Raw genomic sequence first — 22,390 nt, 5'->3', positions numbered from 1 at the left:
GGGAAATGGATGCTGACCGGGGGGTTGTCGCTGCTCGAGTGGGTGGTGCTCGTCCAGCGCGAGTTGCTTCTTTTCGCAGCGGTGTTTTTTCTGATCGGAGCGCTCGACGAGTTCGCGATCGATTTCGCGTGGCTCTGGCTGCGGCTTACCGGCCGGGCGCGCCCGGCGGTCTACGATCCCGCGCGTCCCGATCGCCCGCCCCTGCGCCAGGCCGCGGTGTTCATTCCCGCCTGGCAGGAGGACCGCGTGATCGGCGCGACGGTGCGGCACATGCTGCGGGTCTGGCCCGACCGCACCTTGCGCATCTACATCGGCTGCTACTGCAACGATCCGGCGACGATCGAGGCGGTCGCTGCCGCCGCCAGCGGGGACGATCGCGTGCGGCTGGTGATCAACGAGGCCGAAGGGCCGACGACCAAGGCCGACTGCCTCAACCGCCTCTATGCCGCGCTGGAGTCTGACGAGGCGCGCAGCGGCACGCGCGCGGCCAGCGTCCTGCTGCACGATGCTGAGGATATGGTCGATCCCGCGGCGCTGTCGCTGATCGACGAGTGCCTGCGCGGCGCCGACCTCGTGCAATTGCCGGTCCTGCCGCTGCCGCAAGCGGAGTCGCGCTGGGTCGGCAGCCACTATTGCGAGGAGTTCGCAGAAAGCCACAGCAAGGGCCTCGTGGTCCGCGACGCGCTCGGCGCGGGTATACCGCTTGCGGGTGTCGGATGCGGCATCGCGCGCGACGCGTTGGCCCGCCTCGCGAGCGGCCGGGGCACGCACGCGCCTTTCGCCACCGATAGCCTCACCGAAGACTACGAACTCGGCCTCGGTATCGCCGAGATGGGCGGGCGTACCCGCTTCGTGCGGTACAGGTCCGCCGACGGGCGGCTGATCGCCACCCGTGCCTTCTTCCCCGCGCGGCTTCATCAGGCGGTCCGCCAGAAAACGCGATGGATCCTGGGAATCGCCTTTCAGGGATGGGACCGGCTCGGCTGGCATGGAAGGCCGGTCGAGGTCTGGATGCGGCTGCGCGACAGGCGCGGGCCATTCGCTGCGCTCCTGCTTGGCATCGCGCTAGCCGTGCTCTTCCTCGCCGGGATCGGTTCGGCGGCGAGCCTCGCCGGCTGGAACGCGGCGCCCGAACTCCCGCCAGCGCTCGAAACGATTCTCATGGTGAACATCGCCGCGCTGCTGTGGCGATGCGCGTTCCGCTTCGGGTTCACTGCGCGCGAGCACGGTTTCGGCGAAGGCATTCGCGCCGTCCTGCGCCTGCCGGTCGCCAATTTCATCGCGATGCTGGCGGGGCGGCGCGCTCTGTTTGCCTATGTCCGGAGCTTGCGCGGAGCGCGGCCGCAATGGGACAAGACCGAGCACGACGCGCATCCCGCACTGCTGCCCCGCCGGATAATGCCGTGAGCGGAAAGGCCGACCGGCGCCGGGGCGAGCCGTTGTTGATCCTGGTGGTGCTGATGACCGCCTGGGTCGGGACGCGGGCGATGATGTGGGAAGCACCGTTGCCGCCGACGGAGGCGGTGCTGGACCGGATCGTCCGGCCAATGCTGACGCGTGGCGCCGCGCCCGGAGGGGCTTCGCCCGTCGAGATGGCGGCGACCGCTCAGGCCGCAGCGGAACCGGAGCGTCATCCGTTGGCCGCTGGTCCCCGACCGATTCCTGCGAGGCAGATCGCGCTGCTCGAGCCATTGCCGATCTGGCATACTCGGGAAGCGGCAAGTACACCGCCGGCCTCTCGCGGCGAAGTCATGGCCAGTCACCAGCTCCTGTGGCTCGCCGCGACCGCGCAGCTTCCGGTGCCGCCCGATGTGGCGAAGCTCCTGCGGGCGAGAGCGGCACCGCCGGCAAACGGTGCGCAACCGCCTCTCGCGGTGCGGAAGGCCGACCGATGGGCGTTCGACGCCTGGTTGTTGCTGCGGCCAGGCGACACTGCGGAGACAATTCCGGGCGGCAGGCTGGCGAGCTACGGCGCGAGCCAGGCGGGTGCAGTGGTCCGCTACCGTCTCGCGCCGGGCAGCCCACACCGCCCGGCGGCCTACGTCCGTGCGACACAGGCCCTCGCCGCGGGCAAGGAGACGGAACTCGCGGTCGGGATAGCCGCGCGCCCCGTCGCGGCCGTACCGATCTCGCTCCATTCCGAAGTGCGCGCGACCCGGCAAGGCGGCGGCGAGGTCGAGCTTCGCCCGGCCGCTTTCGCCGTGACCGAACTCGCACCGGTGCGACTGCCGCTCGGCCTCCGCGGAGAAGCCTATGCCCAGGCGGGCTATGTCGGCGGCAAGTTCGCGACGGCCTTTGCCGATGGTCAGGCGCGCGTCGAGCGCGAGCTGATACGCTTCGATCTGGCGGAAGTGCGGGCGGGCGCCGGCCTGTGGGGTGGAGCCCAGAAGGGCGCGGCCCGGCTCGACGTCGGGCCGACCGCATCGTTAAATTTCGACATGGGCGATGCGCCGGCCCGGCTGGCGCTCGACTACCGCTGGCGCATTGCAGGGGACGCCGTGCCCGGTAGAGGCATTGCGGTCACGCTTTCGACCGGATTTTGATCCGCCCGCTTTAAACCGCCGTTGCGCTCGGTTAGGGCTTTGCCATGGACGTGTACCTCCCCATCGCGAACCTCTCGGTGAACGGGCTGGTCATCGTCGGGCTGGGGGCGCTCACGGGGGTTCTTTCCGGTCTGTTCGGCGTCGGGGGCGGGTTTCTGACAACGCCCTTGCTGATCTTCTACGGCGTCCCGCCCACGGTCGCGGCGGCGTCGGCGGCGACCCAGATCACCGGCGCCAGCGTTTCGGGCGTGCTCGCCCACGGGCGCCGCGGCGGGGTCGACTACCGGATGGGCACCGTCATGGTGGGCGGCGGGGTCGTCGGCGCGGGTATCGGCGCCCTCCTGTTCCGCTTCCTGCAGTCGATCGGCCAGATCGATACCGTCATCAACGTCCTTTACGTCCTGCTGCTGGGGAGCGTCGGATCGCTGATGGCGCGCGAAGCGTGGCAGGCTGTTCGTCCGCCGGAAGGCGGCGAGCGGAAGCCGGCAATGCGCCGCCGCCACCATCGCCTAATCGCCGTGCTTCCGCTTCGCTGGCGGTTCTACGGATCGGGGCTCTACATCTCTCCCATCGCGCCGCTGCTGCTCGGCGTCGCGGTCGGCGCGCTGACCATGCTGATGGGTGTGGGCGGTGGCTTCATCCTCGTGCCCGCGATGCTCTACATCCTCGGCATGAGCGCCAACGTCGTGGTCGGCACTTCGCTCTACAACATCCTGTTCGTGACCATGGCGACCACGATGATGCACGCCTTGACCACCCATGCGGTCGACATCGTTCTCGTCGCGCTGCTGTTGATCGGATCGGTGACCGGCGCCCAGTTCGGCACGCAGGTGGCGCAGAGATTCAAACCCGAATACCTGCGCCTGGCGCTTGCCGCGATCGTCCTGCTGGTCACGGCCAGAATGTTTTTCGGCCTGTTCGTGCGGCCGGAGGAAATCTACACCGTGGTGCCGCTGTGAAGTGGCTCTTCCTCCTCGTCGCGCTGGTGATGCTGTCGGCACAGCGGGATCCGATCCTGGTGCCGGAGGTCTCGCAAGACGACGTGCAGGTCCAGCAGGGGTTCACCGGCACCGAGCTGCTCCTGTTCGGTGCGATCCTCGATCCCACTGGCGCGCGCGCGGGGCGGGACTACGACATCGTCGTGGTCCTCAAGGGGCCGACCGAGCCGATCGCCTTGCGCGAGAAGGCCCGCGTGGGCGGAATCTGGGTCAACGCCGATAGCACTGCATTCCAGTCGGCTCCCTCGTTCTTCGCGGTCGCATCCTCCCGGCCGATCGGGGAGATCGTCGATGAACGGACCGCCGCGATCTACGAGCTCGGGCTGGACTATCTCCAGCTCTCGCCGACCGGCGCGATCGATCCCGAAGAGCAGGCGCGCTTTACCGCCGGTCTCGTCGACCTCCGCAGCCGGCAGGGGCTCTACAAGCAGGTCACGGACGGGGTGCAGATCAGCGAGCAGGTGCTTTACCAGGCCCGCATCTCGCTCCCCTCCAACGTTCAGACCGGCACCTACACCGCCGAAACCTTCGCCATCACCCGCGGGCGGGTGATCGCCTCCGCCGTTGCGGAGGTGGAAGTCCGCAAGGTAGGCTTCGAGCGCTTCGTGGAGGTGTTTTCCGAGCGGCAGTCGCTGCTCTACGGGCTCCTGGCAGTGCTCATGTCGGTGGGAATGGGCTGGGTGGCCGGGCGCTTGTTCGCGCTGATCTAGCTTGCCTTTTCGTGCGCGTTGACCCGATCTTAACCAGCGCTCGGTACGCCTGCAGATCCGGGCTGAGCGTAGGGATCGACCGCTTCATGACAGAGATGGGCCACGGCAACCTCGAACGGCGGGAGCCGCTCGATTCGGCGGCGACGCGGAGCGAGGGCGCCCCTGCCGCGCATCCCCGGCCTCAGGCCGTCGTCCGCCCGGTATCCGACAACGCCATGCAGCCGATCGGTGTGGTCGTAGAAATCGCCGGTTCGGGCTCGCAGATCGCGCTCGACATGCAGCGGCTCAACGAGTGCATGGGCGACGACGACCCATCGGTCGCGCTCGCCGGTCAGGTCGGCAGTCAGATCAAGATTCGCGCGGGCAACGCCTGGCTGCTCGCCAGCGTCCGCAATCAGCGGCAGGATCGCCGTGCGAACGGCGGGGTCATCGCCGACGTCGACTTTCTCGGCGAAGGGATGGAGGACAAGCCGACCGGGCGCATCCACGGATTCCGCCGCGGCGTGACCCGCTACCCCGTGCCCGGCGCGAAGATCTATCCGGCGACCACCGCCGACCTCAGGCATATCTATGCCAGCGACGGGCGCGCCAGCATCCAGATCGGCACCGTCTATCCGACGAACGACATTCGCGCCGGTCTCTACGTCGACGCCATGCTCGGCAAGCACTTTGCGTTGCTCGGCTCCACCGGCACCGGCAAGTCGACCAGCGCCGCGCTGATCCTCCATCGGATCTGCGACGCCGCGCCCGAAGGGCACATCGTGATGATCGACCCGCACGGCGAGTACGCCGCGGCGTTCCGGGAGACCGGCCTGATCCTCGACGTCTCGAATCTCCAGCTACCCTATTGGCTGATGAACTTCGAGGAGCATTGCGAGACGCTGCTGACCACCAGCGGCAACGAGCGGCAGGTCGACATGGATATCCTCGCCAAGTGCCTGCTCCGGGCGCGAGCCAAGAACCGGCTGGCAGAAACGATGGGCAAGATCACCGTCGATTCGCCGATCCCCTATCTGCTGTCCGACCTCGCGAACGAGATCCAGAACGAGATGGGCAAGCTCGACAAGGCGACCTCCTCGGCGCCCTACATGCGGATCAAGAGCAAGCTCGACGAGCTCAAGGGCGATCCGCGCTACCAGTTCATGTTCTCGGGCATGCTGGTGAGCGACACCATGGCCGAGTTCATCGCGAAGATCTTCCGCATGCCGGGCGGCGGCAAGCCGATCTCGATCATCGACGTATCGGGCGTTCCCTCGGACATCACTTCCACCGTCGTCGCCGTCCTCAGTCGTCTGGTGTTCGACTTCGCGGTCTGGGGGCGGGAGGAGAAGACCCGGCCGATCCTGCTCGTCTGCGAAGAGGCGCACCGCTACGTTCCCAACGAGGCGAACGCGGACGGATCGTCGGTCGGCATGATCCTGAGCCGCATCGCCAAGGAAGGCCGCAAGTACGGCATCAGCCTCGGCCTTATCACCCAGCGCCCCTCCGACCTTGCCGAGGGCGTGCTGTCGCAATGTGGAACGATCATCGCCATGCGCCTCAACAACGATCGCGACCAGGCATTCGTGAAAGCCGCCATGCCCGAAGGCGCGCGCGGCTTCCTCGATTCGATCCCGGCGCTGCGCAACCGCGAATGCATCATCTGCGGCGAAGGCGTCGCGATCCCGATCCGCGTCAGCTTCGACAGCCTGGAAGAAGCGAAGCGTCCGGCATCGGAAGACCCGAGCTTCGTCGAATTGTGGAACGAAAGCGGGGGGGAGGAAGATGCGGTGCAGCGTGTGGTGCGCCGCTGGCGCTCTCAGGGGCGTTAGGTACGCCTAGGTTCTTTAGGTTCCCCGCATATCCCCATAGAGATGGATATGCAGCCGGTCGCTCATCCTGAATCCATGCTCCAGGCATAGCGGAGCCAGCCATTCCTGCCGCGCCCGCAGTGTCGCGCTGTCGGTGCCTTCCGGCATCAGGAACACATGCCCGGGTCGGAAGCGATAGCGCGCCTGAAGGGCCAGCACCTCGACCACATCCTCGGGCGCGGCGATCACGAACTTGAACCAGGCGCGCGGATCGGCCGCATAGGAGTCGAGCCGCTCGGGAAGCAGCGCGAGCTCCGCCGGATTGCCGCTGTGCGCGAGCTTGGGGCTGACGTTGTACTGGTCCACCCGCACGTCGAGCCGGGGCGGGGCGGCGACGGTGCCGTTGGTCTCGATCTCGACGGCCATGTCAGGCAGCAGCTCGAGCAGCTTTGCCAAGGCGCCCGCCTGAAGCAGCGGCTCGCCGCCGGTGATCACGAGGCGCTTCTGGCCCAGCGCCGCGATGCGCCGGGCAACCTCGTCCTCGCTCAGCTTAATCTGATTGGCCTTGCGCGCGAAGGTCTCGCCGGAGCGATGCGGCCGCTCGTCGCCTTCGAAGTGCCAGGTATAGGCGGTATCGCACCACTGGCACGCAAGATTGCAGCGCGAGAGGCGCAGGAATGCGACGGGCGCGCCGGCGCTCGGTCCTTCGCCCTGCAGCGAAGCGAAGATCTCCGGTTCGCCGGGCTCCTGGGTGGCGAGAGTCAGCACCAGATCCTCCCGGGCCTGGGGAGGATCCGGTTCATCCCAACCGGTCCAGCGCGGCCCTGAGGCGTTCCGCTTCTGCGGCATGGTGCGCGTGATCGGCGCGGGCTTTCTCGACCGCCTCGGGTTTCGCGCGCTCGATGAAGTTCGCATTGGAGAGCCGGCCTTCGAGAGACTTGGCTTCCTTCTCCGAAGCGGCGAGCGCCTTGGTGAGCCGGGCCTTCTCTGCCTCGACGTCGATCAGGCCTTCCAGCGGAATCACCAGGCTGTCGCTGCCCACGCCGACCTGTAGCGCGGCGCCCTCCGGCGCGGCCTCGGCATGAACCGCGGACAGGCGCACCACCCGATCGAGCGCTGCCGTGCTGGTCGAGAGAATCTTGCTTGCGATCGGCGACGGATCGGCAAGCCACGCTTCAAGCTTCGCGCCGGGCGCAAGGCCGATTTCGTTCTTCGCCGCGCGCAGGTTGCGCGTAAGATCGATCAGCCACTCGATCTCGGCCTTGGCTTCGGTATCGATCTTCGCAGACGGCTCGGGCCATTTCGCGAGGATCAGCTCGTACGGCCGCTCACCCTGCGCGTGCCACAGTTCCTCGGTGATGAAGGGCATGAACGGATGCAGCATGACGAGGATCTGATCGAGCGCCCAGCCGGCAACCGCTCGGGTCTCGTCGTCGATCTGGCCCTTGATCAGCTCGAGATACCAGTCGCAGAAGGTGTCCCACACGAAGCGATAGATCGCGTTCGCGGCCGCATCGAAGCGCAGGTCCGCCATGGCCTTGTCGAGCGTGGCGAGCGTTTCGACCACCTCGCCGACGATCCACTTGTTAACCGCGCTGGTCGTCTGCGGCGCGGCAATCGACTGCGAACCGCCGATGCCGTTCGCCTGGCAAAACCGCGTCGCATTCCACAGCTTGGTGGCGAAGTTGCGGTATCCCTCGACCCGGCTCTCGTCCATCTTCACGTCGCGGCCCTGGCTTTCCATGGCCGCCATGAAGAAGCGCAGCGCATCGGCGCCGTATGTGTCGATCAGACCCAGCGGATCGACCACGTTGCCCTTGGACTTGGACATCTTCTGCCCGTCCGCCGCGCGCACGAGGCCGTGGAGATAGAGCCTCTTCCACGGCACCTCGCCCAGGAAGTGCATCCCCTGCATGGCCATTCGGGCATCCCAGAAGAACAGGATGTCGAAGCCGGAAATCAACAAGTCGTTGGGATAGTGCTTGGCGAGCAGGTTGACGCCGGGGTTGTCGTTAACGCTTTCTGGTTGCTCCGTCGCGGCATCCGGCCAGCCAAGCGTGGCAAAAGGCCACAGTGCAGACGAGAACCAGGTGTCGAGCACATCGGGATCGCGACTAAGTTCCGGCAAATCTTCCGGGCGCTCTGCCCCAAAGTGATCAAGCGCCAACTCAAGAGCCTGAGCCTCGCTCTCAGCAACGAACACCTCACCGTCTGGCGCATACCATGCCGGGATCCGGTGCCCCCACCAGAGCTGGCGCGAGACGCACCATGGCTGGATGTTCTCCATCCAGTTGAAGAAGGTCTTCTCCCAGCTCTTGGGGACGATCTCGATCTTGCCGGAACGCACCGCCTCGATCGGCGCTTGCGCGAGCTTCTCGGCGTCGACGTACCACTGGTCAGTCAGCCAGGGCTCGATGACCACGCCGCCGCGGTCGCCAAAGGGGGTGGCGATCGTGCGCGGTTCGGCGTCGTGCGCCTCGCCCTCCTTGTCGATGTGCGGGATCAGGCAGCCGAGCTCCTTCATCCGCGCCACGACCAGCTCGCGCGCGCCGTCCACGCCGTCCTTGCGGAAGCGGTGGAGGCCGAGGAATTCCTCGGGTACCAGCCCGTCGGCTGTCTGGCAGACGTTGCCTTCGGCATCGAGCATGTTGAGCATCTCGCCCGGCGCGATGCCGGCGCGCTTGCCCACTTCGAAGTCGTTGAAGTCGTGCCCCGGCGTGATCTTCACCGCGCCCGAGCCGAGCTCCGGATCGGCATGCTCATCGGCGATCACCTTGAACCGGCGGCCGGTGATCGGCTGGACGATCTCCTTGCCGATCACGCTGGCGTAGCGCTCGTCGGACGGGTGAACCGCCACTGCCATGTCGGCCAGCATCGTCTCCGGCCGAGTGGTCGCGACTTCGATGTAGTCCTGCCCGCTATCCAGCGTCACACCGTCCGCGAGCGGGTACTTGAAGTGCCAGAAGTGGCCCTTGATGTCCTGCGTCTCGACCTCGAGATCGCTGATTGCGGTCTTGAGCTTCGGGTCCCAGTTCACCAGCCGCTTGTCGCGGTAGATCAGCCTCTGGTTGTAGAGATCGACGAACACTTTCGTCACAGCGCGGGTGAATTCGGGGCTCATCGTGAACTGCTCGCGGCTCCAGTCCATCGAGCAGCCGAGCCGGCGAAGCTGACGCGTGATCGTGCCGCCGCTTTCCTCCTTCCACTCCCACACTTTCGCGACGAAGTCCTCGCGCGAGTAGTTGGTGCGCTTGTCCTGGCGCTTCTCCAGCTCGCGTTCGACCACCATCTGCGTCGCGATGCCGGCATGGTCGGTGCCGACCACCCACAGCGCATCCTTGCCCCGCAGCCGCTCGTAACGGACCACGATGTCCTGCAGGGTGTTGTCGAGCGCATGCCCGATGTGGAGGCTGCCCGTCACGTTGGGCGGCGGGTTGACGATCGTGAAAGGCTGGGCGTCGGGCCGCTCGGGCCGAAACAGGCCATTGCCTTCCCAATGCGCGTACCAGCGCGCCTCGATTTCGGCCGGGTCGAAAGTCTTGGGGAGATCGGTGCTCATAGGTACCGCGCCTTTGCCAGCGGGTGCGCTGCGGCGCAACACGGCTGATTGCACGCTTGTAGTACGCCCCGTTTGGCCGCATAGGTCGCCAAGATGAAGGATGGGGCGTTCTTCCAAGTCGAGGGTGGCGGCGATAGCGGCGCGCGGCTCGTCCTTTCAGGCCCCTATCTGGTTTCCACCATCGGTTCGGTAGACGGCGAATTGCGCGAGATCGAAGACGATCTTGCAACCATCGACCTCTCCAACGTGAGCGAGATCGATACTGTCGGCGCCTGGGTCACGTGCAGTCTGGCGAGGCGGCACGATGCGGAGATCATCGGTGCCAGCGAACGCGCGCAGCGGTTGCTGAAAGCGGTCGAAGCTGCGGGCGAGGGCGCGGACATCCATCCGCCCCGTCCCCCCGCCTGGGAGCGTGTGCCCGGCCGAGTGGGCGAGCTGGTCGACGAGTTCGGCCGGGGGATGGTCGGCATGATCGGCTTCCTGGGCCAGATCCTGCTCGGCATCGCCAGCCTCGTCCGCCACCCTTCCCGTTTCCGCGGCAAGGCGCTGGTTCGCCAGCTCGAGCTGGTCGGCGTCTCGTCGCTTCCGATCATCGGATTGATGAGCTTTCTCATCGGCATCGTCATCGCGCAACAGGGCGCGGTGCAGCTTGCGCAGTTCGGGGCGGAAACTCTGACAATCAATCTCGTCGGCCGCATCACCTTGCGCGAGCTCGGGGTGCTGATGACCGCGATCATGGTTGCGGGTCGATCCGGCAGCGCCTTCGCAGCGCAGTTGGGCACCATGAAGCTGACGGAGGAAGTCGATGCGATGCGCACGATCGGCATTTCGCCGATAGAGGCGCTGGTAATCCCGCGCATCCTGGCGGCCGTGCTGATGATGCCGCTGCTCGGCTTCTTCTCCTCCTGCATCGCGATCATCGGCGGCGCGGTGATCGGCGACCTGATGCTGGGTATCCCGTTCCTGACCTTCCTGTCGCGCATCCAGGAGGTGGTGCCTCTCTACGATCTCTACGTCGGACTGGCGAAGGCGCCGGTCTTCGGGCTGATCGTGGCGCTTACCGGCTGCTATCAAGGCATGCAGGTGCAGGGCAATTCGGAAGAAGTCGGTCTGAAGACGACCAAGGCCGTGGTGCAGGCGATCTTCATGGTGATCGTGCTCGACGCCTTTTTCGCCGTGTTCTTCACCGAGATCGGCTGGGGCTGAGATGGCCGACGATCTCGATCAGGAGCTCGAGGAGCGCGGCCTCAGTCGGTACGAGCGCTTCCGCGGCGATCATCCGATCGTGGTGAAAGGGCTCGTCAATCGCTTCGGTGAGCAGACCGTGCACGAGGATCTTTCGCTGACCGTGAACCGAGGCGAGATTCTCGGCGTCGTCGGTGGCTCCGGCACGGGCAAGTCGGTGCTGATGCGGTCGATCATCGGCCTCCAGACTCCGAACGAAGGCGAGATCGAGGTCTTCGGCCGCTCAATGACGAACGCCGAGCCGGACGAGAACCTCGGCATCCGCAACCGCTGGGGCGTCCTATTCCAGGGTGGCGCGCTGTTCTCGACCCTTACGGTGGGAGAAAACGTCGAGGTTCCGCTCAAACAGTTCTATCCGGATATCCAATCGGAGCTGATGCACGAAATCGCCCGCTACAAGGTGATGCTCTCGGGGCTGCCGGAAGAGGCCGCGGCCAAGTATCCGGCGGAGCTTTCAGGGGGAATGAAGAAGCGTGCGGGGCTGGCGCGGGCGCTGGCACTCGATCCGGAGCTGCTGTTCCTCGACGAGCCGACCGCCGGGCTCGACCCGATCGGCGCCGCCGCGTTCGACCGGCTGACGCGCGAGCTGAAGCAGACGCTCGGCCTCACGGTATTCCTCATCACCCACGATCTCGATACGCTGTACGAAATATGCGACCGCGTCGCGGTCATTGCCGACAAGAAGGTGATTGCGGTCGGCACGATCCCCGAACTGCTCGAAACCGATCATCCGTGGATCGAGGAGTACTTCAACGGGCCGCGCGGCCGCGCGGCCCAGGCGAGCAAGCGTCGTGCCGACGGCATGAATGCTGAAAAGATAGACAGGGCGTCCCGGGGCGGGGCATAGGGGCAAGCGAATGGAAACGCGCGCAAATCATGTCTGGGTCGGAGCTGTCACGCTGGTGCTGCTGGCCGGGCTTGCGCTGTTCTTCGTCTGGCTTGCCCGACTGGGGCAGGGCGCGCAGGACGAATACGACATCTTCTTCAAGCAATCCGTGGCCGGACTCGCCAATGGGTCGCAGGTCTCCTTCACAGGCGTGCCGGTCGGCCAGGTCAGCGAAATCTCGCTGTGGGAGACCGACCCGCAGTTCGTCCGCGTCCGCGTAAGGGTGAGAGACGACGTGCCGATCCGCGTCGGCACGACTGCGACCGTCCAGGGCTCCTTCACCGGTGTCTCGACGATCCTGCTCGACGGCGCGCGGCGTGATGCACCGCCGATCACCTGCGAGGAGGGGCCGGGGAATACCGCATGTCCCGAAGGCGTGCCCGTTATTCCGACGAAGCCGGGGGGGCTGGGCGAACTGCTCGCCAATGCGCCGCTGCTGCTGGAGCGTCTCGCCACGCTGACCGAGCGATTGACCATGCTGCTCTCAGACCAGAACCAGGGTGAAATCGCCGGCATTCTGCGCAATACCAACCGCATGACCGCGGATCTCGCGCAGACGGCGCCCGAAGTGCAACGGACGCTGGCCGAGCTCCAGGTCACCTTGCGCGAATCCAGCGAGGCGCTCGATGCGTTCGAGAAGGTCATGGGATCGACAGACGAGTTGCTCAATCAGGAGGGACAGTCGCTCGCAAGCCAGTTGCGGGCCACGCTCCAGTCCGCCGATTCCGCTGCGCAATCGCTCAATGCGACCCTCCAGGATGCGCGTCCGGCGGCGCGCCAGCTCAGCGAAAGCACACTGCCGGCAGCCGACGCGGCGATGCGGGACCTGCGCGCGACCAGCAAGGCGCTGCGCAGTGTGACCGAGAAGATCGAGACGCAGGGCGCCGGCTCATTGGTGGGCGGACAGAAACTGCCCGATTACGAACCATGAGCGACGCGAAGAAGCAGGGGAACGCGATGCGCGTGATTGTCAGGACATTTCCGGTGCTAGCCGCTGCCGCGCTGGCCGGTTGCGTCAGCTTCGGCGCGGAACCGCCCGAGAGCCTGCTGACGCTCACGCCCACGGCGGAGGCGCCGGCAGGGTCGGGCTCGGCCGGCAGTGCGGCGGGGGCGCTCGCGATCCTGGTTCCCGACGCGCCCGCACGGCTCGATGTCGTGCGCGTCCCGGTGCAGGTGGACGACGCCAATATCGCCTACGTCAAGGATGCCGTCTGGGTGGACAAGCCGGCGCGCCTGTTTCGCGGGCTGCTCGCCGAAACGATCCGCACCCGCAGCAACCGCCTAGTGATCGATTCCGACGATCCGGCGCTTACGCCCGAGACGCAGCTCCACGGCGTGCTGCGCGATTTCGGCTACGATGCGCGCACGTCCTCGGTCGTCGTGCGGTTCGATGCGATCCGCGAGGCGGAAGGCAATGCGATCGAGACGCGCCGTTTCGAAAGCGTGATCCCCGGCGTCGCCGCGGAAGCGGGACCGGTGGGCGAGGCGCTCAACCGTGCGGCGAACGATGTCGCCGGGCAGGTCGCGGAATGGGTCGGGTGATGGACCGCGACCGGATCTGATCCGCTCGCGCTAGACCAGGATCCTCGCGAAGCGGAACGCGTCCAGAAACTCCGCCCGTCGTTTGTCCCTCCGGGCCTCGGCTTCGGCGTCGCGGCCCCACAGCTCCGCCTGCCATTCCTCTTCGAGATGGGCAGCCGACCAGAGCGCCTCGGCATCGGCGTCGGCTTGCAGCGCCTCCAGCGCAATGCAGAGCGAGGCGCAGAGCGAGGCCATCGTCTGCAAGGCGGCGAGCGTGAAATCGTCGAGCGTGCCGAGCCGCGCGCGCAGCGCGTCGAGGCTGGCCTGCGGCTGCGGGCGGTGGATCACGCCGCTCACGCGGTCGAGCCGAATGCCCTCACGCGCTTCCAGGGCGGTCACCAGCGGTTCCCATAGCTCATGCTGACGGCGGAAGAGCGGCTCGTCCGGATCGGCGCGGTAGCAGAGCGTATCGGTCTCGGCGAAGGCCATCAGCTTGCCGATCGCTGCCGTGCGATCCGCTCGCACCACGTCGATCGCGTAGTCCGCCATGTCGCGCCGCGGGAACGTGCGCGGGTCGATCTCTTCGCCCTGCTGCGACCATTCTGCGGCAAGAGCTTCGGCGAGTTCGCGCGTCGGCACGATCTGCGGAGCACCGAGGGCGGTCTTGATGGCGCGGCCGTCGAGCGTGACGCGCCACCCGCCGTCGGCTTCCTCGACCGCAACCTCGCGGTAGAAGCGCTTCATTCCTTGGGGCTCCGCCAGCGCCGCGCGAGTACGGTCGGCATGACGAAGAATCCGGCCAGCCCTAGGATCAGCAGCAGGTAACCCGCGGCATCGGGCAGCTCCAGCACTCGGCGCACCACGAGAATGCCGAGCAGGATCAGCGCGACGCCGGCAAAGCGCACCGCGACCATCGCGAAATAGCGGGACTGCGCAGGATCGCTCATGACAGCAGATCTCCCAGTTCGGCCGGAGTCGCGGCGACGTGCTCGGCACCTGCCTCGCGCAGCTCGCGTTCCGTGTGATAGCCCCAGGCGACGCCGATCGCGCGCACGCCGGCGGCGCGGGCCATCTCCATGTCGAACGTCGTGTCGCCGATCATCACAGCATCGGCAGGCTCCGCCCCTGCCTCGACCAGCGCCGCCTCGAGCATCGCCGGGTGCGGCTTCGAGGGGTGCCGGTCGGCGGTCTGAAGCGTGACGAAGTGGTCGGCGAGGCCGTGGATGGCGAGGCAGCTCGTGAGCCCCCGGTCGGACTTGCCGGTCGCGACACCCAGCGTCCAGCCGCCCTCCGCCAGGCGAACGAGCACGTCGGCGATGCCTTCGAACAACGGCTCCTCCAGCGTTCCCTCGAGCCGGCAGGCACGGAATGCCTCCTTGTAGGCGTCGACCGCGTGGCGATGCAGCGTGTCGTCCGCATCGGGCGCGAGCAGGCGGATCGCCTGCGGCAGGCTGAGCCCGACGATCCGCCGCACGTCGTGCCGGTCAGGCGCGGGCAGGCCCGCACTGGCGAAGGCCGTCTCCATCGAGTTGCAGATCGCCGCCTGTCCATCGACGAGCGTCCCGTCGCAGTCGAAGATCGCCAGCCGTACGGTCACTTGCGCTTGCCCTTGCCTTTGGGCTTCGGAGCGGCGCCGCGCGACCGGCGCTCGCCCCGGCGGCCCCGGCGATATTGCTTGGCATGCGCGCGGGCCGCCTGCTTCTTCTCCGCGGGCGTGCGCTCGTTCGATTCCTCGCGCAGCGGCTCGGCTTCGCTGAGCGCCGGATCGAAGCCGAGTTGCTCCATGCTCGCCGCGAAATGTTCGGGCAGGTCGGCCGTCACGTCGAGCTTGCCGCCTTCCGGCTGCTCGATGATCAACCGCCGCGCATGGAGGTGCATCTTGCGGCTCACGCTGCCGGTCAGGAAGGCGTCCTGCCCGCCGTACTTACCGTCGCCGAGAATCGGGTGGCCGATCGCGGCCATGTGGACGCGGAGCTGGTGCGTGCGCCCGGTCATCGGCTCCAGTTCGACCCAAGCGGCCTTCTTCGCGGCCTTGTCCACCACGCGGTAGCGCGTGACAGCACGCTGGCCGTTCTCCTCGTCGACATGCATCTTCTCGCCGCCGGTGCCGGGCTGCTTCGCAAGGGGGACATCGATCGTGCCTTCGGGCACGTCGGGCACGCCGACGACCAGCGCCCAGTAAACCTTCTTCGCGCTGCGGCCCGAGAAGCGCCGGGAGTACGATGCCGCGCTTCCCGGAGTGCGCGCCACAAGCAGCACGCCGCTGGTGTCCTTGTCAAGCCGGTGGACGAGGCGCGGGCGCGGATCGTCCTCGCCCGGTGCGAAGGCGTCGAGCAGCCCGTCGACGTGGCGGTGGGTCTTGGTGCCGCCCTGGGTGGCCAGACCCGGCGGCTTGTTGAGCACGATCGCGGACTTGGTCTGTGCGATCACCATGGCCTGCGCCTCGGCGATCTCGTCCGCCGTCAGCTCCCGTTTCGCTACCGGCTTGCGGTGCGGCGCCTCGCCGCCCGGAGGGACGCGTACGATTTGGCCGGCGGCAAGCCGATCCTCAGGCTTCGCGCGACCGCCGTCGACGCGGATCTGACCCGTGCGGGCCCATTTGGAGATCGTCGCGAAGCCGATCTGCGGCAGGTGACGCTTGAACCATCGGTCGAGGCGTACGCCGTCGTCGTCGGGCTGGACAGTGAACTGGCGGACCGAATCGCTCATCCCGCAATCCGCATGGCAATGAGGCCGATGTAGAGCCCGGTGAGCCCCGCCAGCACGGAGATCAGCGTATAGCTGACCGCCAGCCACGGTTGGCCGCGCTCGATCAGCAGCATGAGTTCGAGGCTGAAGGCGGAGAAGGTCGTGAAGCCACCCAGCAGGCCAACGCCAATCAGGAGGCGCCATTGCTCGCCCCCCGCATCGCCATGCCGCGCCAGCCAGCCGGCGAGCAAGCCCATGGCGCAACTGCCGATCACGTTGACGGTCAGCGTGGCCCAGGGAAAGGCGGTGACCGCCTGCGGCCCGAGCAGGTGGGTCAGGAACCGGCCCGCCTGGTAACGCAGCAGCGCTCCCGCTCCGCCGCCGGCGAAGACGTAGAGCGATGCGGTGAGGGGTGAAATAGCGGACATCGCCGCCCCTTAGACGGCATTGGTTCGTTCGTCATCCCGCAGCGCGATTGCGATGCCAGGCGGCGTGGCGGCTTGCCAATCGGCGCGAGTTCGCTTATGCGCGCCCCGGTTCGAGCCGGTCCGGAACGGATTCGGCACACTTTTCGTTGATTTCGAAAGGCGCGACTCGCGTTGTGCGGGTTTCGCGCCGTTGCTGTGAGGTATTTGAATTTATGCAGATCGTCGTTCGCGATAACAATGTCGACCAGGCCCTTCGCGCGCTCAAGAAGAAGCTGCAGCGCGAAGGCGTGTATCGCGAGATGAAGCTGCGCCGTCACTACGAGAAGCCGAGCGAGAAGCGCGCCCGTGAAAAGGCCGCTGCCGTTCGCCGCGCCCGCAAGCTCGAGCGCAAGCGGCTGGAACGCGACGGCGCGAAGTAAGCCGGAACGCTTGAAGACGTCACAGCGATAAGCCATCAGGGCGCGGGCCGATCCCCGCGCCCTTTTGCATTCAGGAACCTGACATGGCCGAAGTCACCCGCGTCCCCCTCCAGCCCATCGCGAAAGGCTCGCTCGCCAAGCTTTGGCTCGGCGTCGCCGCCGCGGTGTTGCTTGCCGCGGGAATCGCCTGGGCGGCCGTGCCGCAAGGCGTGAACGTGGAGCAAGTGCGCGCGGGTAGCGGCCCGACGGCGCAAGTCGGCGACGTCGTGTTCGTGAAGTACACGGGCAAGCTGGCCGACGGCACCGTGTTCGACCAGTCGCAGTCGCTGCCGCTCCCCCCTGGGCTCCTGCCCGAGGGCAATCCCTTCCCGATCGAGGAAGGTGCAACCATTCCAGGCTTCGAGCAGGGGCTGCAGCAGATGCAGAAGGGCGGCAAGTACGTGCTCGAGATTCCGGCCGAGCTCGCCTATGGCGACGAGCCGCCGCCCGGCTCCGGCATTCCTGCGGGCGCCGACCTGATCTTCGACATGGAAGTGACCGAGATCATGAATCGCGAGGATTTCCAGCGCCGGGTCGCGATGCTCCAGCAGATGATGCAGCAGCAACAGCAGCAACAGATGCCGGAAGGCGCGCCGCAACCCGGGCAATGAGGCGCGCTGCCGCCGCTTGAACGCCCGAGGGCGCGCTGCTAGCGCCGCTCGCGACAATTCACCCTCCAGACGAAGGGCAATTCTCATGTCCGTCGACCAGACCACCGTGGCGAAGATCGCCTCGCTGGCCCGCATCAAGATGAGCGAGGACGAACTCGCGCGCATGGCGCCCGAGCTTTCGCAGATCCTCGATTGGGTCGAGCAGCTCGGCGAGGTCGATACCTCGCAGGTCGAGCCGATGACCGCCGTCATCCCCAACACCCTGCGCCTGCGCGACGACGCGATCGACGCCGACCCGCTGACCGGCGGCGACAAGCGCGATGCGGTGCTGGCCAATGCGCCTGCGGCCGAACACGGCTTCTTCGGCGTGCCCAAGGTGATCGAGTGACGATCGCCGAACCCATCGTGAGCCCCAGCGAAGGCTGGGGCCTCTCTCCAACGGGCGGAGCGCTGGCGGCACGAGGTCCCAGCCTTCGCTGGGACTCAGTGCTATGACCGAATTGACCGAACTAGGCGTCAAGGCGATCCGTGACGGGGTGGCCGCGGGCGACTTCACCGCGCTTGAGGTGGCCGAGGCGCACAACGCGGCCGTGGCCGCCGCGGGCGAGCTCAACGCCTTCATCGTCACGACGCCCGACCACGCGCTGGCCGCGGCGGAGAAGGTCGATAGCGACCGTGCCGCGGGCAAGGCGCTTGGCGCCATGGCCGGCGTGCCGATCGGGATGAAGGACCTGTTCGCCACCCAGGGCGTGCAGACGACCGCGGCGAGCCATATCCTCGAACGCTTCACGCCAGAGTACGAGAGCACCGTTTCGCAGAACCTGTGGAACGCGGGCGCGGGGATGCTGGGCAAGCTCAACCTCGACCAGTTCGCGATGGGCTCCTCGAACGAGACCAGCTACTTCGGCAACGTCGTTAGCCCCTGGCGGCACAAGGACGGCGGCAACGCCGATCTAGCGCCGGGCGGATCGTCGGGCGGCTCCTCGGCGGTAGTAGCCGCGCGGATCGCACCGGCAGCGACCGGCACCGACACCGGCGGCTCGATCCGCCAGCCGGCCGCGTTCACCGGCATCTGCGGGATCAAGCCGACCTACGGCCGCTGCAGCCGCTGGGGGGTCGTCGCGTTCGCGTCCAGCCTCGACCAGGCCGGGCCGATGGCGCGGAGCGTCGAGGACTGCGCGATCATGCTCGAGGCAATGGCGGGCTTCGATCCGAAGGATTCAACCTCGCTCGACCTGCCGGTGCCCGAGTGGGAAGCGAACCTCTCCGCCGATCTGCGCGGCAAGAAGGTCGGCATCCCCAGGGAATACCGGATGGAGGGGACTGACCCGGAAATCCTGGAAAGCTGGGAGCGCGGCAAGGAATGGCTGCGCGACGCCGGCGCCGAAGTGGTCGACATCAGCCTGCCGCACACGAAGTATGCGCTGCCGGCCTACTACATCATCGCGCCGGCCGAGGCCTCGAGCAATCTCGCCCGCTACGACGGTGTTCGCTACGGCCTGCGCGAGCTGCCGGACGGCGCCGGGCTGCAGGACATGTACGCCGCCACGCGCGCCGAGGGCTTCGGCGACGAGGTCAAGCGCCGCATCCTGATCGGCACCTACGTGCTCTCGGCGGGGTTCTACGATGCCTACTACAACCAGGCACAGCGGGTCCGCACGCTGATCGCGCGCGACTTCGAAAAGGCCTGGGCGCAGTGCGACGTGATCCTGGCGCCGACGACGCCGACCGCCGCCTTCGCGCTGGGCGACAAGACGGACGACCCGCTGGCGATGTACCTGAACGACGTCTTCGCCGTTCCCGCCAGCCTCGCGGGCCTGCCCGCGATGAGCGTGCCGGCGATGCTCAACGGCGACGGTCTGCCGCTCGGCCTCCAGCTCATCGGCAAGGCCTTCGACGAGCAGGGCGTGCTGAACGCCGGGCTCGCGATCCAGCAACGCGCGGGCTTCGATGCGAAGCCGGAGAAGTGGTGGTGAGGGAGGCGAGACGATGAGCACTTACCGCATCCAGGGCGCGACGGGCGAGTGGGAGGTCGTGATCGGCCTCGAGGTCCATGCGCAGGTCACCTCGAACGCCAAGCTGTTCTCGGGCGCCTCCACGGCCTTCGGTGCGGAGCCGAACACGCAGGTGAGCCTGATCGACGCGGCGATGCCGGGCATGCTTCCGGTCCCGAACCGCGAATGCATCCGCCAGGCGGTGCGCACCGGCATGGCGATCGAGGCCGAGATCAACCGGTGGAGCCGGTTCGACCGCAAGAACTACTTCTACGCCGACCTGCCGCAGGGCTATCAGATCAGCCAGCTCTATCACCCGCTGGTGGGTGAGGGCTCGCTGACCATCGAGGCGGACGAGAAGGCCGGCATCCCGCAGGACAAGGTCGTCGGCATCGAGCGCATCCATGTCGAGCAGGATGCGGGCAAGCTGATGCACGATCAGCACCCGACGATGAGCTACGTCGATCTCAACCGCTGCGGCGTCGCGCTGATGGAGATCGTCTCGCGGCCCGATATGCGCTCGCCGGCGGAGGCGGGCGCCTATCTGCGCAAGCTGCGCACGATCCTGCGCTACGTCGGCTCGTGCGACGGCAACATGGAGGAAGGCTCCATGCGCGCCGACGTCAACGTCTCAGTGCGCCGCCCGGGCGAGGAGTTCGGCACGCGGACCGAGACGAAGAACGTCAACTCGGTGCGCTTCGTCATGCAGGCGATCGAGCACGAGGCGAACCGCCAGGTCGACCTGATCGAGAACGGCGGCACCGTGGTGCAGGAAACGCGCCTGTTCGATCCGAACAGCGGTACCACGCGGTCGATGCGCAGCAAGGAAGACGCGCACGATTATCGCTACTTCCCCGATCCCGACCTGCTGCCGCTCGAGCTCGATGATGCGTTCCTTGAAGAGTGCCGCGCCTCGCTGCCCGAGCTGCCCGACGCCAAGCGCCGCCGCTATGTCGAGGAACTGGGTCTGTCGGACTACAACGCCGCCGTTCTGACGGCCGAGGTCGAGACCTTCGCCCGGTTCGAGACGCTGCTGGCGGAAACCGCCAAGCGGCTCGGCAAGAGCGAGAAGGACGTCGCCACGCAGGTCGCCAACTGGTCGCTTTCGGTCGCGCCGGGCGTGATGAACGCGCTGGGCGACGAGGCCAATCCCGCGCACGCCACGGCCGGGGCGCAGGCCGCGATCCTGCAGATGCAGGCCGCGGGCGAGATCTCGGGCGGGCAGGCGAAGGAGATCTTCGAGATCGTCCTCAAGACCGGCCGCGCACCGGCCGAGATCGCCGAGACCGAAGGCCTCAAGCAGCAGAGCGACACCGGCGCGATCCAGGCCGAGATCGACAAGGTCCTCGCCGCCAACGCCGACAAGGTCGAGGAATACCGCGGCGGCAAGGACAAGCTGTTCGGCTTCTTCGTCGGCCAGACGATGAAGGCCATGCAGGGCAAGGCCAACCCGGCTGTGGTCAACGAACTGCTGAAGGCGAAACTGGGGTAGCTTCCACCGGCCAAAAGGGGAGAGCGTGATGACCAGGGTTACGGGCGTAGGGGGCTTCTTCTTCCGGGCACGTGACCCGGCCGCTCTTGCCGCATGGTACGAGACGCATCTCGGGATCGACGACATCGCCAAGACCGTGTGGCGCCAGCAGGCGGGGCCCACGGTTTTCGCCCCCTTCGCCGCGGACACCGAGTACTTCGGCCGTTCCGAACAGCAGTGGCTGATCAACTTTCGCGTCGACGATCTCGACGCTGCCATGGCCGATCTCAGGGCCGCGGGAATTGCCGTCGAGACGCGGGCGGAGTGGGATTCCGAAGTGGGCCGCTTCTGCCGCATCCACGATCCCGAAGGAAATCCGATCGAGCTGTGGGAACCCTCGGCGGACAATCGCTAGGATCGATCGACATTCAGATGTTGGCGAGGTGCACTGGACCGGCGGGTTGGATGCGGGGAGGGCCGATCTGCAGATGGCCTTGCCCCGTTCGATGGTCAGCCAATGCCGGGCGTCATCCCCGCGAAAGCGGGGATCCAGGGTGCGGTCGTTCCCCACCTGTCATTCCCGCGTGCGCGGGAATGACAGGTGGGGTGAGAAGTGCGCGTCTTCGAAGACCGTGGCGTTGAAGGCCGCCACCCTGGCATCCGCAGAGGACGCTTGCCGTCTCAGGCGCGCAGTATCTTCTCCATCGGACGCCCTTTCGCCAGCTCGTCGATCAGTTTGTCGAGGTAGCGAATTTTGCGCATCAGCGGTTCCTCGACCTCCTCCACCCGCACGCCGCAGACCGTTCCGGTGATCAGCGAGCGCGCGGGGTTCATTTGGGGGGCCTGCGCGAAGAAATCCTCGAAGCTGGTCTTCTTCGCCAGCTCGTCCTCCAGCGATGCCTGGCTGTGCCCGGTCAGCCAACGGATGATCTCGTCGACTTCCGCTTTCGTGCGCCCCTTCTTCTCCGCCTTGGTGACGTAGTGGGGATACACACTCGCGACGCTCATCGAATATATGCGGTGCCTAGTCATGACGCCTCCGGTAATCGAGCTTGCCGGACCGGGTGCGAAAAGAAAAGGGCCGCCGGATCGCTCCGGCGGCCCCGTTCTCTTCGCGAAGGCGAGTGTCAGGCCTGGCGCTGGCCCGTCATCGGCATGGCGCCGAAAGCGCCGGCGTTGACCGAACCGGTGAGCTGGTCGCCGTCCACCGTGGCGGTGCCTTCGAGCGTCATCGGCATCGGCACAGTCATGTCCATCTTCCAGGTCAGCGTGTTGCCGTCGATCTTGCCGTCCTTGACCTCCATCGAACCGAGCGTGCCGGCATTGCTGCCGGTGAAGGTCGTGCCGTCCTCGCTTGGGACCACGGTGAAGGTGCTCTTCTGCTCACCCATCGGGGTCTTGGTCACGCAGTCGTAAGTGCCGCCAACAGACATAGTCATCTCCTCGTTTTGAAACGCGCATCAGCAATCGCGATTGCTTACACTGATG

The 22,390-nt window shown here is 66.9% G+C and carries 24 protein-coding genes; 15 read left to right on the top strand and 9 right to left on the bottom strand.

Annotated features, from left to right (window positions below):
• Positions 1-9 precede the first annotated feature (9 nt).
• From ETX26_RS09315 to ETX26_RS09295, 5 genes are all read left to right on the top strand, one after another.
• A complete protein-coding gene (locus tag ETX26_RS09315) occupies positions 10-1,407 on the top strand; it encodes a glycosyl transferase family protein (protein WP_129524431.1) in 1,398 nt (465 codons plus the stop codon).
• Positions 1,404-2,543: a hypothetical protein gene (locus ETX26_RS09310; protein WP_129524430.1), complete on the top strand. Its 1,140-nt coding sequence runs from the start codon at positions 1,404-1,406 to the stop codon at positions 2,541-2,543. Before ETX26_RS09315 ends, ETX26_RS09310 begins: the two co-directional genes overlap by 4 nt.
• A gap of 44 nt (positions 2,544-2,587) precedes the next feature.
• Positions 2,588-3,502, top strand: a complete 915-nt coding sequence (locus tag ETX26_RS09305; RefSeq protein ID WP_129524429.1) for a sulfite exporter TauE/SafE family protein — start codon at positions 2,588-2,590, stop codon at positions 3,500-3,502.
• A 29-nt stretch (positions 3,503-3,531) separates the two neighbouring features.
• Positions 3,532-4,251: a TIGR02186 family protein gene (locus ETX26_RS09300; RefSeq protein ID WP_129525318.1), complete on the top strand. Its 720-nt coding sequence runs from the start codon at positions 3,532-3,534 to the stop codon at positions 4,249-4,251.
• 86 nt (positions 4,252-4,337) lie between these two features.
• On the top strand, positions 4,338-6,062 hold the full coding sequence (locus ETX26_RS09295; RefSeq protein WP_191984711.1) for an ATP-binding protein: 1,725 nt from the start codon (positions 4,338-4,340) through the stop codon (positions 6,060-6,062).
• A 15-nt stretch (positions 6,063-6,077) separates the two neighbouring features.
• On the opposite strand, the gene ETX26_RS09290 is transcribed toward ETX26_RS09295, so the two are convergent.
• Both ETX26_RS09290 and ETX26_RS09285 read right to left on the bottom strand, forming a co-directional pair.
• Positions 6,078-6,812, bottom strand: coding sequence for a 7-carboxy-7-deazaguanine synthase QueE (locus tag ETX26_RS09290; RefSeq protein ID WP_129525316.1), 735 nt, complete (start codon positions 6,810-6,812; stop codon positions 6,078-6,080).
• A gap of 28 nt (positions 6,813-6,840) precedes the next feature.
• Positions 6,841-9,600, bottom strand: a complete 2,760-nt coding sequence (locus ETX26_RS09285; protein ID WP_129524428.1) for a valine--tRNA ligase — start codon at positions 9,598-9,600, stop codon at positions 6,841-6,843.
• A gap of 93 nt (positions 9,601-9,693) precedes the next feature.
• Between ETX26_RS09285 and ETX26_RS09280 the strand changes: the two genes are divergently transcribed.
• The 4 genes from ETX26_RS09280 to ETX26_RS09265 are packed head-to-tail and all read left to right on the top strand — an operon-like array spanning position 9,694 to position 13,273.
• A complete protein-coding gene (locus ETX26_RS09280; RefSeq protein ID WP_129524427.1) occupies positions 9,694-10,806 on the top strand; it encodes an ABC transporter permease in 1,113 nt (370 codons plus the stop codon).
• A gap of 1 nt (position 10,807) precedes the next feature.
• The gene (locus ETX26_RS09275; protein ID WP_129524426.1) at positions 10,808-11,692 is read left to right on the top strand and encodes an ABC transporter ATP-binding protein; all 885 of its coding nucleotides are present in this window, start codon (positions 10,808-10,810) and stop codon (positions 11,690-11,692) included.
• Positions 11,693-11,702: 10 nt separating this feature from the next.
• Entirely contained in the window at positions 11,703-12,662 is a 960-nt protein-coding gene (locus ETX26_RS09270) for an MlaD family protein (RefSeq protein ID WP_129524425.1), read from the top strand.
• On the top strand, positions 12,659-13,273 hold the full coding sequence (locus ETX26_RS09265) for an ABC-type transport auxiliary lipoprotein family protein (protein ID WP_225425691.1): 615 nt from the start codon (positions 12,659-12,661) through the stop codon (positions 13,271-13,273). Before ETX26_RS09270 ends, ETX26_RS09265 begins: the two co-directional genes overlap by 4 nt.
• 30 nt (positions 13,274-13,303) lie before the next feature.
• On the opposite strand, the gene ETX26_RS09260 is transcribed toward ETX26_RS09265, so the two are convergent.
• Genes ETX26_RS09260 through crcB form a run of 5 tightly spaced genes read right to left on the bottom strand, consistent with a single transcriptional unit; the run spans position 13,304 to position 16,368 of the window.
• Entirely contained in the window at positions 13,304-13,996 is a 693-nt protein-coding gene (locus tag ETX26_RS09260; protein WP_129524424.1) for an ATP12 family chaperone protein, read from the bottom strand.
• Positions 13,993-14,199: a hypothetical protein gene (locus tag ETX26_RS09255; RefSeq protein WP_129524423.1), complete on the bottom strand. Its 207-nt coding sequence runs from the start codon at positions 14,197-14,199 to the stop codon at positions 13,993-13,995. The genes ETX26_RS09260 and ETX26_RS09255 overlap by 4 nt, the downstream gene beginning before the upstream one ends.
• The gene (locus tag ETX26_RS09250) at positions 14,196-14,849 is read right to left on the bottom strand and encodes an HAD-IA family hydrolase (protein ID WP_129524422.1); all 654 of its coding nucleotides are present in this window, start codon (positions 14,847-14,849) and stop codon (positions 14,196-14,198) included. The genes ETX26_RS09255 and ETX26_RS09250 overlap by 4 nt, the downstream gene beginning before the upstream one ends.
• Entirely contained in the window at positions 14,846-15,961 is a 1,116-nt protein-coding gene (locus ETX26_RS09245; RefSeq protein WP_129524421.1) for an RluA family pseudouridine synthase, read from the bottom strand. The genes ETX26_RS09250 and ETX26_RS09245 overlap by 4 nt, the downstream gene beginning before the upstream one ends.
• On the bottom strand, positions 15,958-16,368 hold the full coding sequence (gene crcB, locus ETX26_RS09240) for a fluoride efflux transporter CrcB (protein ID WP_129524420.1): 411 nt from the start codon (positions 16,366-16,368) through the stop codon (positions 15,958-15,960). Before crcB ends, ETX26_RS09245 begins: the two co-directional genes overlap by 4 nt.
• A 212-nt stretch (positions 16,369-16,580) precedes the next feature.
• On the opposite strand from crcB, the gene rpsU reads away from it, so the two are divergent.
• The 6 genes from rpsU (at position 16,581) to ETX26_RS09210 (ending at position 21,317) form a co-directional block, all read left to right on the top strand.
• Positions 16,581-16,787, top strand: a complete 207-nt coding sequence (gene rpsU / locus ETX26_RS09235; RefSeq protein ID WP_119513172.1) for a 30S ribosomal protein S21 — start codon at positions 16,581-16,583, stop codon at positions 16,785-16,787.
• A gap of 83 nt (positions 16,788-16,870) precedes the next feature.
• Positions 16,871-17,437: an FKBP-type peptidyl-prolyl cis-trans isomerase gene (locus ETX26_RS09230; RefSeq protein WP_129524419.1), complete on the top strand. Its 567-nt coding sequence runs from the start codon at positions 16,871-16,873 to the stop codon at positions 17,435-17,437.
• Positions 17,438-17,522: 85 nt separating this feature from the next.
• Positions 17,523-17,825, top strand: coding sequence for an Asp-tRNA(Asn)/Glu-tRNA(Gln) amidotransferase subunit GatC (gene gatC / locus ETX26_RS09225; RefSeq protein ID WP_129524418.1), 303 nt, complete (start codon positions 17,523-17,525; stop codon positions 17,823-17,825).
• A gap of 103 nt (positions 17,826-17,928) precedes the next feature.
• The gene (gene gatA, locus ETX26_RS09220) at positions 17,929-19,413 is read left to right on the top strand and encodes an Asp-tRNA(Asn)/Glu-tRNA(Gln) amidotransferase subunit GatA (protein WP_129524417.1); all 1,485 of its coding nucleotides are present in this window, start codon (positions 17,929-17,931) and stop codon (positions 19,411-19,413) included.
• A 13-nt stretch (positions 19,414-19,426) separates the two neighbouring features.
• On the top strand, positions 19,427-20,923 hold the full coding sequence (gene gatB, locus ETX26_RS09215; protein WP_129524416.1) for an Asp-tRNA(Asn)/Glu-tRNA(Gln) amidotransferase subunit GatB: 1,497 nt from the start codon (positions 19,427-19,429) through the stop codon (positions 20,921-20,923).
• Between the two features lie 28 nt (positions 20,924-20,951).
• Complete coding sequence (locus ETX26_RS09210; RefSeq protein WP_129524415.1) at positions 20,952-21,317, top strand: VOC family protein; 366 nt, start codon at positions 20,952-20,954, stop codon at positions 21,315-21,317.
• 266 nt (positions 21,318-21,583) lie between these two features.
• On the opposite strand, the gene ETX26_RS09205 is transcribed toward ETX26_RS09210, so the two are convergent.
• Together ETX26_RS09205 and ETX26_RS09200 are read right to left on the bottom strand one after the other, a co-directional pair.
• Complete coding sequence (locus ETX26_RS09205; protein ID WP_129524414.1) at positions 21,584-21,934, bottom strand: DUF2200 domain-containing protein; 351 nt, start codon at positions 21,932-21,934, stop codon at positions 21,584-21,586.
• A 95-nt stretch (positions 21,935-22,029) separates the two neighbouring features.
• Positions 22,030-22,335, bottom strand: a complete 306-nt coding sequence (locus ETX26_RS09200; protein WP_129525314.1) for a hypothetical protein — start codon at positions 22,333-22,335, stop codon at positions 22,030-22,032.
• Between the last annotated feature and the right edge of the window lie 55 nt (positions 22,336-22,390).

It is taken from the genome of Pelagerythrobacter rhizovicinus (genome assembly GCF_004135625.1).
In the GTDB taxonomy this organism is placed as follows: domain Bacteria; phylum Pseudomonadota; class Alphaproteobacteria; order Sphingomonadales; family Sphingomonadaceae; genus Pelagerythrobacter; species Pelagerythrobacter rhizovicinus.
This window is presented reverse-complemented; position numbering and strand designations above follow the sequence as displayed.